The organism is Janthinobacterium sp. TND4EL3 (assembly GCF_900156175.1).
GTDB lineage: Bacteria > Pseudomonadota > Gammaproteobacteria > Burkholderiales > Burkholderiaceae_D > Janthinobacterium.
Genome location: NZ_FTMV01000045.1, coordinates 1 through 11,982 on the forward strand (window position 1 = coordinate 1; position 11,982 = coordinate 11,982).

The 11,982-nt window shown below is 57.3% G+C and carries 15 protein-coding genes and 1 pseudogene; 12 read left to right on the forward strand and 4 right to left on the reverse strand.

Annotated features, from left to right (window positions below; translation table 11 throughout):
- Positions 1–1,075, forward strand: a 1,075-nt coding sequence (locus BXA07_RS29030; protein ID WP_244556449.1) for a RepB family DNA primase, incomplete at its 5' end; no start/stop codon positions are given.
- Positions 1,076–1,190: 115 nt separating this feature from the next.
- The gene (locus tag BXA07_RS29035) at positions 1,191–2,090 is read left to right on the forward strand and encodes a plasmid-related transcriptional repressor protein (RefSeq protein WP_244556450.1); all 900 of its coding nucleotides are present in this window, start codon (positions 1,191–1,193) and stop codon (positions 2,088–2,090) included.
- 48 nt (positions 2,091–2,138) lie between these two features.
- Here the strand turns inward: BXA07_RS29035 and BXA07_RS29040 are convergent, their stop codons facing one another.
- On the reverse strand, positions 2,139–3,359 hold the full coding sequence (locus tag BXA07_RS29040; protein ID WP_076573161.1) for an HD-GYP domain-containing protein: 1,221 nt from the start codon (positions 3,357–3,359) through the stop codon (positions 2,139–2,141).
- 268 nt (positions 3,360–3,627) lie between these two features.
- Between BXA07_RS29040 and BXA07_RS29045 the strand changes: the two genes are divergently transcribed.
- Both BXA07_RS29045 and BXA07_RS29050 read left to right on the forward strand, forming a co-directional pair.
- Positions 3,628–4,056, forward strand: a complete 429-nt coding sequence (locus BXA07_RS29045) for an antitoxin PaaA2 family protein (protein WP_076573162.1) — start codon at positions 3,628–3,630, stop codon at positions 4,054–4,056.
- Between the two features lie 9 nt (positions 4,057–4,065).
- Positions 4,066–4,347 carry a type II toxin-antitoxin system RelE/ParE family toxin gene (locus BXA07_RS29050; RefSeq protein WP_076573163.1) on the forward strand — a complete coding sequence of 94 codons (282 nt, stop codon included), beginning with the start codon at positions 4,066–4,068 and terminating at the stop codon, positions 4,345–4,347.
- A 106-nt stretch (positions 4,348–4,453) separates the two neighbouring features.
- Here BXA07_RS29050 and BXA07_RS29055 read toward each other — a convergent pair whose 3' ends face one another.
- Entirely contained in the window at positions 4,454–4,834 is a 381-nt protein-coding gene (locus BXA07_RS29055; protein WP_076573164.1) for a four-helix bundle copper-binding protein, read from the reverse strand.
- A gap of 140 nt (positions 4,835–4,974) precedes the next feature.
- Here BXA07_RS29055 and BXA07_RS30680 point away from each other — a divergent pair, with 140 nt between their 5' ends.
- The 5 genes and pseudogenes from BXA07_RS30680 to trfA all read left to right on the forward strand — a co-directional run bounded on the left by BXA07_RS30680 (position 4,975) and on the right by trfA (position 8,393).
- Positions 4,975–5,157, forward strand: coding sequence for a hypothetical protein (locus BXA07_RS30680; RefSeq protein WP_139335856.1), 183 nt, complete (start codon positions 4,975–4,977; stop codon positions 5,155–5,157).
- Positions 5,154–5,873: pseudogene (locus BXA07_RS31530) on the forward strand (relaxase/mobilization nuclease domain-containing protein); the annotation flags it as partial. The gene BXA07_RS30680 and the pseudogene BXA07_RS31530, both read left to right, overlap by 4 nt.
- A 22-nt stretch (positions 5,874–5,895) precedes the next feature.
- Positions 5,896–6,396: an IncQ-type mobilization protein MobB gene (locus BXA07_RS31535; RefSeq protein WP_170909771.1), complete on the forward strand. Its 501-nt coding sequence runs from the start codon at positions 5,896–5,898 to the stop codon at positions 6,394–6,396.
- A gap of 59 nt (positions 6,397–6,455) precedes the next feature.
- Positions 6,456–7,313 carry a RepB family DNA primase gene (locus BXA07_RS31540; protein ID WP_348532974.1) on the forward strand — a complete coding sequence of 286 codons (858 nt, stop codon included), beginning with the start codon at positions 6,456–6,458 and terminating at the stop codon, positions 7,311–7,313.
- 174 nt (positions 7,314–7,487) lie between these two features.
- The gene (trfA, locus tag BXA07_RS29075) at positions 7,488–8,393 is read left to right on the forward strand and encodes a plasmid replication initiator TrfA (RefSeq protein ID WP_076573165.1); all 906 of its coding nucleotides are present in this window, start codon (positions 7,488–7,490) and stop codon (positions 8,391–8,393) included.
- Positions 8,394–9,076: 683 nt separating this feature from the next.
- Here trfA and BXA07_RS29085 read toward each other — a convergent pair.
- Complete coding sequence (locus BXA07_RS29085; RefSeq protein WP_076573167.1) at positions 9,077–9,514, reverse strand: response regulator; 438 nt, start codon at positions 9,512–9,514, stop codon at positions 9,077–9,079.
- A gap of 272 nt (positions 9,515–9,786) precedes the next feature.
- Here BXA07_RS29085 and BXA07_RS29090 point away from each other — a divergent pair, with 272 nt between their 5' ends.
- The gene (locus tag BXA07_RS29090) at positions 9,787–10,242 is read left to right on the forward strand and encodes a hypothetical protein (protein ID WP_076573168.1); all 456 of its coding nucleotides are present in this window, start codon (positions 9,787–9,789) and stop codon (positions 10,240–10,242) included.
- A 128-nt stretch (positions 10,243–10,370) separates the two neighbouring features.
- On the forward strand, positions 10,371–10,775 hold the full coding sequence (locus BXA07_RS29095; RefSeq protein ID WP_076573169.1) for a plasmid mobilization protein: 405 nt from the start codon (positions 10,371–10,373) through the stop codon (positions 10,773–10,775).
- A 179-nt stretch (positions 10,776–10,954) separates the two neighbouring features.
- Here the strand turns inward: BXA07_RS29095 and BXA07_RS31545 are convergent, their stop codons facing one another.
- Positions 10,955–11,302, reverse strand: coding sequence for a hypothetical protein (locus BXA07_RS31545; protein WP_244556451.1), 348 nt, complete (start codon positions 11,300–11,302; stop codon positions 10,955–10,957).
- Between the two features lie 211 nt (positions 11,303–11,513).
- On the opposite strand from BXA07_RS31545, the gene BXA07_RS29105 reads away from it, so the two are divergent.
- On the forward strand, positions 11,514–11,982 hold a 469-nt coding region (locus BXA07_RS29105; RefSeq protein WP_083708616.1), incomplete at its 3' end, for an IncQ-type mobilization protein MobB.

Genomic DNA, 11,982 nt, shown 5'->3' on the forward strand with positions numbered 1-11,982 from the left:
TGGCGGTGATGACCGGACTGGTTACGGCGGCGCTCGTGAGCGCGTTTTGGCTCTGGCTGAAGCCGCCCATAATCCAGAACACTCTGGACGCGGAAGCGGTAGCGGAGTATCTGAAACCCGCCGTGACCGAAGCCTTGAAGCGATCCAAAAGCAAATAAAAGCGCTGGACGTTCCGCACTTTGAGGTTGGAATTCGGGAAGCAAAGACCGGGCAAATGATGAACCGGGAATGGAGCCGTGCAGAGGTCGAGCAGTCCGCAGCATGGCTCAAGCGTATGAACGCCAAGGGCAACGACGTGTATATCCGTCCGGCTGGAGAGCATGGGCTGGTATTGGTTGACGATCTGACGGCGGATAAGATTTCTCGCATGGCAAAGGATGGTTTTCCATCCGCTGCAACGATAGAAACTTCGCCGGGAAACTATCAGGCATGGATCAAGCTATCGGATAAAGCTTTATCTGATAATGCGCGTACGGTGGCGGCGCGATCATTGGCAAAGCACTACGGCGGCGACCTGAACAGCGCCGACAGCAAGCATTACGGGCGGCTAGCCGGGTTCACGAACCAGAAGCCGAAACACACCTGCGACGGGCGACAGCCGTATGTGCTTGCCCATGAGTGCACCGGTAAGGCCGCTATAGCCGCTCCAGCGCTCTTGGATCGTGTCGAGCAAGGGCTGGATAAGGCAGAGGCTCAAAAGGAGCGCCAGAAGCGCTTAGGAGCCCTCCAGGCAGCCAAGCCGGGATACGGTAGCTATGACCCTACCAGGGAATACCAGCGGCAGGCTCAACGCCTCATGGCGAAGTATGGCGAGGATGCGGATCTCTCCCGCATGGACTGGATGATCGCGCAGGACATGGCAAAGGGTGGCCGCTTTACCGTGCAGGACATCGAAATGGGCATCCGGGAGTGTTCCCCGAACGTGGAGAGCCGCAAGGCGGGTCACATCGAGGACTACGCCAGGCGTATGGCGGAAAAGGCATGGAACGCCCCGGAAACGCAGCAGCACCGGCAAGAGCAGGCCCAACAGAAGGCGCGAGAAGCGAAGCGTGATCGCGGCCAGAGCTTGGGGTAACCTTTTCCCGGCCGCGCAGCAGCGGGGGCGGTGTGTAGGAGTAATATTCGACGGCACTGGACGGGGCGGACACCCCGGCCAGTGCCTAACCAACAACCAAGAAAAGGGCTTGATTATGGCTGACGAGAAGGATAACGCACCTCGGCGTAAGACACTGGCCGACATGCTGGAAATGACGAAGCAACGCGTCGTCACTGGCAATGAGGCCACCGAACAAAAGGTGGCAGAAACACCCCGGCAGATGTTCTTGCCGGGCTTCGATATCGGGGCTTTCCCGAACCACTTAAACCGCTCCAGTTTTATTGCCCCTATCGCACGCGGGCGTCGCAGGTTCCATCGGCAAACCGAGATGGTGACACGCAAAGACTGTGTGCTGGAGTACACCGGGGAGCAACTGGACGAGGCAGACGGCGACATTATCATGGCGTTGATCGCTTTCGCCCAGCCCTACCCTATAGGCACACCCGTGCCTCTAAATCGGGCCGAGCTGCTGCGCAAGATTAAACGCAGCACTGGTAAACACGATTACGAATGGCTGCATCGCCGCATCAAGTCGCTAACGGAGGCGACAATGTTTCTTGAGGCAAGAAAGCCAGACGGATCGACCCGTTACAGCATAGGCAAAACGGTGTCGTTTCGCATCATCACTGAATTCAGTTACGACGACGTAGACGAAGCGTACAGCTATAAGCTAGACCCTCGTTGGGTGCAGATGTTCGGGAATCGGGAATACAGCCTGATTGACTGGGATAAACGTATGCAGATCGGACGCGGCCAGGACATGGCTAAGACCTTGCAGCGCCTGCTGGCCACGTCTGCCGACCTAGTGCAGCGGTATGCGCTGGATTGGCTAAAGGACAAAATGGAGTACGCCGGACGTATTCGGGACTTCAGGGACGCTGTCACCCGTGCCGTACATGAATTGGAGCGACTGGAAATCATTGCAAAGGGCTGCATTGAGGATAGTACCAAGGGAAAGCCTCAGCTTGTCCTGTGGCTTCAACCATCGGTGTGACTCTAAAATTAGTTGCGATGCAAGCGCGGATTTTTCTAGCGGGTCCCGCTACACCGCCATGTCCATGAAGCGCATCGGGTCGACCTGCCAAAGGGAGGGCGACTCGTGACGCACGATCTTGTCGCTTCCGCCGAAGCCCACCCCGCGCGCCAGGTCGATCTGTTGCGGCTTGATGTACTCCTTCGTCTTAGTATTGAAGAATACGTTGACCTTCGGCGTGAGTAGGCTGGTCTCATGCGCTTCGGCCACCACGCCCAGTCGCCCCGATTCAAGCATGACCAGGGTGCCGACCGGATAAATGCCCACGCAGCGCACGAATTCCTGTGCCAGAGCCGGGTCGAAGTGGAATTTGCTCCACTCAAAGATCTTGCGTAGCGCATCGGCTGGGGGCATACCCTTGTGATAGCTGCGGTCCGACGTGATGGCGTCGTACACGTCAACGATCGCGGCCATGCGCGCCAGCTCGCTGATCTGCCCCTGGGCCTGCTTGTCCGGATAGCCGTTGCCATCGCATCGCTCGTGGTGGTGCAAGGTGATGTCGAGTGGAATAGTGCCGATACCGTCCGATTGCATTAGGATCGTGTGGCCGTCGCGCGGATGTTTTTTGATGATGGCGAATTCCACGTCGGTTAGCGCACCTGCCTTGTTCAGGATCGCGTCGGGGACCAGCGCCTTGCCGGTATCGTGCAGCAAGCCGCCCAAACCTGCCTGGTACGTCGTTTCGGCATCCATGCCACGCACGTTACAAAATGCCACCAACAACGTGCATACGCTGACCGAATGCAAAAATGTGTAATCGTCCTTACTTTTGATGCGTAGTAGTCCACTCAGTGCGCCCGGATTGCGCAGGATAGATGCGGTAATGTTTTCCACTATCGGGCCGACTTGGCCGAGCTCGACGACCTTGCCTAAACGGGCATCGCCCATCACAGTGCGCACTACTCCGGTGGCCTGGCGTCGAATCTGAGTCGCGCGCGCCAGTTCCTCCGAAAGTGTCACGCGCGTGCGAGCTACCGGCGCGGTGGCGATAGCGACGACTTCCGCCTCAATGCTGGCTCGGGCCTCCGCCACCGTGGGCGCATCTGTGTTGATGCCCTGAGCACAATCAATCACCACGCTGCGGATGCCCGCTTGGTGGATTTTGAGGATTTCCACTTCTGATGTCAGCACAAAGCGGCTCCGCGCGAACGGATGCTCCATCCAGCCGCAATCAAGGTCGTGGATTGCCATCCCGATTTTAAGCTGGGAAGAATCGATTTTTTTCAGCATACCTTCTACCTTATTTGCGGCTGTTCACTGTACAAGCCACCAGTATAAAGAAAAAGTTTCTCCATGGGGGAAATAGAGAAAACGGAAAAAATCGGGCGCTAAGCACGCTTACGCCGGTTTTACGTTCCACTACGCCGGATGCCGAAGGGTTCGCGCAAGTAGCTTTATGTCAATTTTCAGGCGCGGCCAATAACAGCGGCGCTTGCAATCTTCTATTATTCGCGGATAATCCAACTATTGGACGATTCGCACACAGAGAGGAAAAAGCATGGCGACCGAAACGATTGACCACACCACCCTGACCAAGCTAGCCGAGGCCGGTGTCGTGCGCAGCGCGCACGTAGTCGGCCAGGACGGCGGCTGGGGCATCCTGGTCAAATACGGCATGACCGAGCGCGCCCTGGCGGCGCAGCGCAGCCACCAGGTGCGCATCTTCCGCAAGCTCGAAACGCTAGTCGAGTACCTGAAAGGAGTCGGCATTCCGCGCTTCGACGTGGACGCCGCGAACTACGACCCGCACAGCGTCACCGCCGCCAAGCGTCCGGATCGCGCTGCCGCCATGAAGGACGCGCACGCCGCTGCCGCCTACACAAAATGGCTCAAGGCCGAGGTACAGGAAGCGCTCGACGACACCAGCCCGACGATCCCGCATGACGAGGCGATGCGCCAAGTGCGCGCCGCGATCAAACTGGCGTAAGGCGAGCGCGTGCACGCTATCCACTGGAAAAAACAGGCTATCAACGACCTGATCAAAATCGGCCAGCACATCGCCAAGGACAGCCCGGCCAACGCCGGGAAAATGATCGACCTCATCGAGGGCAAGGTGACGCCACTCGCAGCCCATCCACACATCGGCCGCACCGGCCGCAAGCGCGGCACCTACGAGCTGGTGGCGCACGAGAGCTACGTCGTGATCTACCGGGTATTGACCAAGCAAATCGACATTCTGCGAGTGAAGCATACTGCGCAGCAGTGGCCCCCGGCCTGATTTGTTTTTTTGGAATCAGATACCTCAGCTGAGGAATTTCACACGAATACTAGCCACTGTCGATCAGTGGCTATAGCCGACCTCAAACTCAGGCACGCGGGACGCTTTAATGAATGCCCGCCTGCTGCCCTTGCATGCTTTGGCCCTGGCCGCGCCCCCCACCGCTCATGCTGCGGCACTCTTGTGCACAGCGACGGCACATCGCGGCGCAATCCTTGCAGTGCTGAGCTTCATGTTTGGCGCACTCGTCAGCGCATGCCTCGCATACATCGGCGCAGGCTTGGCAGATCGCACTGGCAAGCTTGCTGCCGCGTGCCATGAAGCCAGCCGCAAGACGGCAAATCTCGGCGCAGTCGATATCAAGGGCAATGCAGTTGGCCATCATTTTGACGTCGTCTTCCTTTAGGCAGGCGCTGGCGCAAGTGTCGCAGGTGGCGGCGCAGGCGTAGCAGGCATCGATGCAGGATTGGAATTGATTGGTAGTCATGGCTTCTCCTTCATGTTTTTTTGCGGAACGGACATGATAGGACGGGCAGATACTGGGTGGCGCTTCCTTGCCTCTTGTCAGCTAATGCTAGCGCCCGATTTTTTCCGTTTTCCCTGTTCACCCCTCTTCCGGCGCCGCCAGTGCCGGCGATCAACAGGGAAGAGTACGCCGATCTGGCGCGGCTTTCAGCAAATCTGAATCAGTTAGCCAGGGCTGGAAACGAAGGCCGGAATGTCGTCATAAGTAACGACCTGGTCGAGAGTCTGCGTGCGGAAGTTAATCAGTTGCGGCTTGCACTGATTGGCATGAAAGGCAGCGAATGATTGCCAAGGCGGTGAAGGGCAAAGGCTTCCGGGGTGCGTTGGAATACGACCTTACAAAAGAGCAAGGCCGCGTCATTGACAAGAACATGGCGGGTGAAAAACCGCGAGAACTTGCGGCAGAGTTCGGAGAAATTCGTAAGCTAAGACCTAACCTGGGCAAGGCGGTTTTGCACGTTTCTTTATCCGCTGCGCCCGGTGAAAAGCTCAGTGATGAGCAGTGGCGCGAGATTGGGAAGCGGTATATGGAGGGCATGGGCTTGGAAAACAACCAGTTTGTGATGACGCGGCACGTCGATACCGACCATGAGCACATCCACATTTTGGCGAACCGCATCCGCTTTGACGGCAGCGTGACAAGCGACAGCCTCGACTACAAGCGGCAGGAGGTCATCATGCGCGAGCTGGAGAAGGAGTACGGGTTGCAACGGGTGCCGTCGAGCATCGAGGCCGAGCGCAAAGCGCCGACCAAGGGCGAGATTGAGCAGCACTTGCGGACTGGCGAGCCGTCAACCCGGCAGCAGTTGCAGCAGTTTTGCGATGCAGCGGCCAAGGGTTGCCGAAGCTTCACCGAGTACCAGGAGCGGCTGGACGCCGTGGGCGTCGAGCTGGTGCCAGTCGTCCAGCTTGAAGGGGCGAAGCTGTCCGGCCTGTCGTATCGGCTGGACGGCAGGATCATGAAAGGTAGCGACCTGGGCAAGGGTTATAGCCCGGCAGGTCTGGCAAAACGAGGGATTACATATGAGCAAGATAGAGACTTTGCGGCAGTCCGCAGCAGTATCGAACGAGACACGGCTAGAGCGTTTGGCAAGCCAGATCGAGGCAGTGAGGCAAGCCAAGCACCAGAGCGCGGAGGACTTGGCCGTGACGCTAGAGCCGCTGGCCCAGGCACTGGCCGCGCTGACGGACGAGACACGGCAGACGCTAATCGAGATCGACCGCAAGAGCCGGGAGCAGGCCGACACGTTCACGCGCCAGCTCACGGAGTCGGTGAAGGGGTACAAGGCAGCGGCAGCAGAAGCGAACAAGGCCGCGGAGAGTCTGGACCGGGCAGGCCAGCGGATGGAATGGAGGCATTACGCCTTGGCGGTGATGACCGGACTGGTTACGGCGGCGCTCGTGAGCGCGTTTTGGCTCTGGCTGAAGCCGCCCATAATCCAGAACACTCTGGACGCGGAAGCGGTAGCGGAGTATCTGAAACCCGCCGTGATCGAAGCCTTGAAGCGATCCAAAAGCAAATAAACGCGCTGGACGTTCCGCGCTTTGAGGTTGGAATTCGGGAAGCCAAGACCGGGCAAATGATGAACCGGGAATGGAGCCGCGCAGAGGTCGAGCAGTCCACAGCATGGCTTAAGCGCATGAACGCCAAGGGCAACGACGTGTATATCCGGCCGGCTGGAGAGCATGGACTGGTACTGGTTGACGATCTGACGGCGGATAAAATTTCTCGCATGGCAAAGGATGGTTTTCCATCCGCTGCAACGATAGAAACTTCGCCGGGAAACTATCAGGCATGGGTCAAGCTTTCGGATAGGCCGCTATCTGACGATGCGCGCACTGTGGCGGCGCGATCATTGGCAAGCACCTACGGCGGCGACCTGAACAGCGCCGACAGCAAGCATTACGGGCGGCTAGCCGGATTCACGAACCAAAAGCCGAAACACACCCGCGACGGGCGACAGCCGTACGTGCTTGCCCATGAATGCACCGGCAAGGCCGCTACAGCCGCTCCAGCGCTCTTGGAGCGTGTCGAGCAAGGGCTGGACAAGGCAGGGGCTCAAAAAGAGCGCCAGAAGCGTCTAGAAGCCATCCAGGCAGCCAAGCCGGGATACGGTAGCTACGACCCCACCAGGGAATACCAGCGACAGGCCCAGCGCCTCATGGCGAAGTATGGCGATGACGCGGACCTCTCCCGCATGGACTGGATGATCGCGCAGGACATGGCAAAGGGTGGCCGCTTCACCGTGCAGGACATCGAAAAGGGCATCCGGGAGTGTTCCCCGAACGTGGAGAGCCGCAAGGCGGGTCACATCGAGGACTACGCCAGGCGCACGGCTGAAAAGGCGTGGAACGCCCCGGAGGTGACGCAGCACCGGCAAGAACAGGCCCAGGAGGAGGCGCGGGAAGCGAAGCGTGATCGCGGCCAGAGCTTGGGGTGACCTTTCCCCGGCCGCGTAGCGGTGGGGGCGGTGTGTAGGAGTAATATTCGACGGCGTAGGGAGGGGAGGCAACCCCTGCCTACGCCTAACCAACAACCAAGAAAAGGGCTTGATTATGGCTGACGAGAATGATACCGCAGCACGGCGCTGCAAAGGTAAGGCGGGGGAAGCGGCATGAAAAAGCTAAACGACTTGCTGGCACGCATCCCCGAAATGCAGGCGAAGGCGAAGCAACGCGCCGAGCGTGAGCCGTTGCCGGGTGCGCCTCTGCCCAAGAACGTGGTGCAGTTGCCCTTGTGGCCGGAGCCTGTCCGGGCGGTGCCGAATGGCTTCCTGCGGTCGGCCCTGTTCGGCGCGATCGCCAAGGGCAAACGCCTGTACATCAACGGCGAGGATCTCGCGGCCATCGACGGCGTGACGATCCGCTACAAGGGCGAACGCCTTGATCAGGGCGACCTAGACGTGTGGGAAAGCGTGCTGCACGCCGTTCGCCTTCAGGAGTTGGGCAGTCAATGCCACCTCACGTCCTACGCCCTGCTGAAACTCATGGGGCTGACCGACACCGGCAAAAATCGGGTGACGCTACAGAACCGCATCGAGCGGCTTGTGGCGAACGCCCTCACGGTTAAGCAGGGTCGCTACACCTACATCGGCAGTCTGATTCGCTTCGCGGCCAAGGATGAGGAAACGCAGGAATGGGTCATCGAGCTAGACCCTCGCCTGCGCCCTCTTTTCGCTGCCGACCAGTTCACGCAAATCGAATGGGCCGTGCGTCATGCCCTGAACGGTCAGCAGCTCGCGCAGTGGCTGCATGGGTTCTATGCCACTCACGCCAAGCCGTTCCCAATGAAGGTTGAAACGCTTTTGAGCCTGTCGGGTAGCGAGAACACCGAGCCGCGTAGCAGTCGACAGAAGCTGCGCAAGGCATTGAATGCTGTGGCCGAGGCAAGCGCGTCCATTGGCCAGTCGTTTAGCTACGAAATTCGCGGCGACCTGGTGCACGTCCAGAAGCTGGCTATTGGGACACAGCGCCGGCACTTGGCTAAGAAGGCCAGCCAGCCCCGAAAGCTTCGCAGTTGATACCGTTCTAGCGGATGCGCCGTACCGTTCTAGCGGATGCGCCGTACCGTTCTAGCGGATGCGCCGTACCGTTCTAGCGGATGCAATATCCACAGGCTAGAAGCCCGGAAAGCCAGTATCCATGCGGGTTTCAGTGTTCGCCCAAAATCTGCTAATCAGGTTTTAATCATCTTTTAATCTACGCGCACGTAAAAACGCGCCCCGACCGAGCAAAGCGAGGCCGGGATTTGACACACCGCCCCCACCGCTACGCGGCAGGGGAAAGGTAAGTCAACCCCTCAAAATTGGCAGGTTAGGGGCAAAACGTCCGGTTTCGACCGAAGCACACTGTCACGTCAATTTCATGGAGAAATATGTCCGATAGAGCGCAGGCAGAACGGCACCTTGTAGAAGCGGATCGACACATTGCAGAGGCCGAAGAACGTATCCAACACCAGCGACAGCGCGTGCAAAAACTAGTGCAACAAAGAATGCCGACAAAGGGGCAGGAAAAGCTATTGGCAACGATGATGGACTCATTTTCCCTAATGAAACACCATCGCGATCTGATACTGGATGCGATTAGAGACTCGGGAAAATTTTCTTAGACATAGAAATAGTTATCAGTTCATCAGCTAAATATTTTCAGTCTGATTTGCTTCCCGGCAAAGGGCGAGGAAACGGAGCAATGAGTCATCGAGCCGCTACGCAGTAGGGGAAAGGAAAAGCGGTGACTGCTCGTCATGAGAATCTGCCAGAGAAAAACCGTTCATTTCGGCAATTTCGGTTAATTTACTGACAATGCTCTCTAAGGATGCTGGTTTGAGCATGTAGTGCATAAACCCGGCCTTCGACAGCTCAGCCTCAATTCCAATCCAGTATTGGCTTGTCAACGCCACGACTTGAGCATTTTTTCCTTGAGGCATTTGTTTTAGCTTTTCTGCAATATTTAAATCTTCGACACCATCCAGTTCAGTCAGAATTACGTGCGGCTGAAACGTTGTCAAACTTGCACAGGCGTCAAGAAATTTCTTTTCTATTTTTACTATGCAACCATACATTTCCAAGAGAAGCGCCAAGAGAGTTCCCGTGTCATCGCAAGGCTCAATGAGCAGAACTTTGAAATCATTTGCGGTAGACATTCATGACCTTAAAAGGAAAGATGAAGTGGACTTGAAACGTAGTTAAACAGAACACTAATGATGCTAATTTGACAAATAAAAGGACAAGGACAGATTGTATAGCTCATGTAAGCTCAATCCTACATTTTAGATGGGTTTTTCTAAAAATCAGCTTTCGCGTTTTATTTTTACTAGTTTTTTAGGCTGATAGAAATTTAGCATAACGTCAGTTAGAATATTATCCGTTAGTGTGATAATATAATGTATGTTTATCAGATAAAAAGATATCCGCTATGCAGTTTCGTGAGCAAGGTAAGAAAATCCAGTGCATCCGGTCATTCTACGATCCGGTAAGCAAGCGGAGCCGTCAAAAGCTGGTGGCTGCATTCGACCGGTATTCGGACAAATTTCCATCCGTCGAAATTGCCGAATTGACCGAAGCAGAACGGCAGGAGCTGGCGACTTGGTTTGAGGCGCGGCAGGCTGTTAAAGCAGAAAGGTTGAACCAGTACCGTGTGATGAGTGCGACAGCGACTTTGGTCGAGCTTGCACAATCCATCAGGGCCACAGGTGCGGCAATGACGGATAGCGAAGCAGCTGCGACCTGGAGCGCGTTGAGTGGTGTGGCGAAGTCATTGCGCAAGGTCGGCCATCCAAAGCCGAAGCGTGAAAGCTTAGCTGTTGTCGGGCCGGGTCAGGCTGATTTGCTGGCCGATGTGGCGGAGCCGGTGGGTGGGATTACGCCTTGATCGTCGATGGGCATATGATAGAGTCATTGGTGGATATGCGGGTCAGAAGCAAGCCATGTTTTCGCAAGCGAAAACTAGCCTCTTCCCTGCGGTCATCGCCCCCACTCGCTGCGCTCGGAGGGTTGTAAATGCAACAGCAAAAGCAAGAACCAGACGGCACCGCTGCGCCTAGGCATGGGAGGGGTGGCCGTCCGAAAAACGAACCCGGCACTGTGCGCGATGTGACCATCGGCGTGCGCGTGTCGCGTTCCGAATTCGAAGCTTTGAAGGGCAAGGCCGACGCCATGAGCGTAACGCCGGCGCATTGGTTGCGTCAGGCTGCTTTGTCGCGTCGTCTTCCGGCGCCGCCAGTGCCGGCGATCAACCGGGAAGAGTACGCTGACCTGGCGCGGCTTTCAGCAAATCTGAATCAATTAGCTAGGGCTGGAAACGAAGGCCGGAATGTCGTCATAAGTAACGACCTGGTTGAGAGTCTACGTGCGGAAGTTAATCAGTTGCGGCTTGCCCTGATTGGCATGAAAGGCAGCGAATGATTGCCAAGGCGGTTAAGGGAAAAGGCTTTCGGGGCGCATTGGAATACGACCTTACCAAGGAGCAAGGCCGCGTCATTGATAAGAATATGGCGGGAGAAAAGCCGCGAGAACTTGCGGCAGAGTTCGGCGAAATTCGTAAGCTAAGACCTAACCTAGGCAAGGCGGTTTTGCACGTTTCTTTATCCGCCGCGCCGGGTGAAAAGCTCAGTGATGAGCAATGGCGCGAGATTGGGAAGCGGTATATGGAGGACATGGGCTTGGAAAACAACCAGTTTGTGATGACGCGGCACGTCGATACCGACCACGAGCACATCCACATCTTGGCGAACCGCATCCGCTTTGACGGCAGCGTGACCAGCGACAGCCACGACTACAAGAGGCAGGAGGTCATCATGCGCGAGCTGGAGAAGAAATACGGGTTGCAACGGGTGCCATCGAGCATCGAGGCCGAGCGCAAAGCGCCGACCAAGGGCGAGATTGAGCAGCATTTGCGGACTGGCGAGCCGTCCACCCGGCAGCAGTTGCAACAGTTTTGTGATGCAGCGGCCAAGGGTTGTCGAAGCTTTACCGAGTACCAGGAGCGGCTGGACGCCGTGGGCGTCGAGCTGGTGCCAGTCGCCCAGCTCGAAGGGGCGAAGCTGTCCGGCCTGTCGTATCGGCTGGACGGCAGGATCATGAAAGGTAGTGACTTGGGCAAGGGTTATAGCCCGGCAGGGCTGGCAAAACGAGGGGTTACATATGAGCAAGATAGAGACTTTGCGGCAGTCCGCAGCAGTATCGAACGAGACACGGTTAGAGCGTTTGGCGAGCCAGATCGAGGCAGTGAGGCAAGCCAAGCACCAGAGCGCGGAGGACTTGGCCGTGACGCTGGAGCCGCTGGCCCAGGCACTGGCCGCGCTGACGGACGAGACACGGCAGACGCTAATCGAGATCGACCGCAAGAGCCGGGAACAGGCCGACACGTTCACGCGCCAGCTCACGGAGTCGGTGAAGGGGTACAAGGAAGCGGCAGCGGAAGCGAACAAGGCCGCGGAGAGTCTGGACCGGGCGGGCCAGCGGATGGAGTGGAGGCACTACGCCCTGGCGGTGATGACCGGACTGGTTACGGCGGCGCTCGTGAGCGCGTTTTGGCTCTGGCTGAAGCCGCCCATAATCCAGAACACTCTGGACGCGGAAGCGGTAGCGGAGTATCTGAAACCCGCCGTGA

Excerpts from the sequence above, each read along its gene's own strand:
- BXA07_RS29085 (WP_076573167.1), bottom strand. The coding sequence starts at position 9,514 with ATGTCTACCGCAAATGATTTCAAAGTTCTGCTCATTGAGCCTTGCGAT.
- BXA07_RS31540 (WP_348532974.1), top strand. The coding sequence starts at position 6,456 with ATGAACCGGGAATGGAGCCGCGCAGAGGTCGAGCAGTCCACAGCATGG.
- BXA07_RS29095 (WP_076573169.1), top strand. The coding sequence starts at position 10,371 with ATGCAACAGCAAAAGCAAGAACCAGACGGCACCGCTGCGCCTAGGCAT.
- BXA07_RS29045 (WP_076573162.1), top strand. The coding sequence starts at position 3,628 with ATGGCGACCGAAACGATTGACCACACCACCCTGACCAAGCTAGCCGAG.
- BXA07_RS29040 (WP_076573161.1), bottom strand. The coding sequence starts at position 3,359 with ATGCTGAAAAAAATCGATTCTTCCCAGCTTAAAATCGGGATGGCAATC.
- trfA (WP_076573165.1), top strand. The coding sequence starts at position 7,488 with ATGAAAAAGCTAAACGACTTGCTGGCACGCATCCCCGAAATGCAGGCG.
- BXA07_RS29090 (WP_076573168.1), top strand. The coding sequence starts at position 9,787 with ATGCAGTTTCGTGAGCAAGGTAAGAAAATCCAGTGCATCCGGTCATTC.
- BXA07_RS31535 (WP_170909771.1), top strand. The coding sequence starts at position 5,896 with ATGAGCAAGATAGAGACTTTGCGGCAGTCCGCAGCAGTATCGAACGAG.
- BXA07_RS29055 (WP_076573164.1), bottom strand. The coding sequence starts at position 4,834 with ATGACTACCAATCAATTCCAATCCTGCATCGATGCCTGCTACGCCTGC.
- BXA07_RS29035 (WP_244556450.1), top strand. The coding sequence starts at position 1,191 with ATGGCTGACGAGAAGGATAACGCACCTCGGCGTAAGACACTGGCCGAC.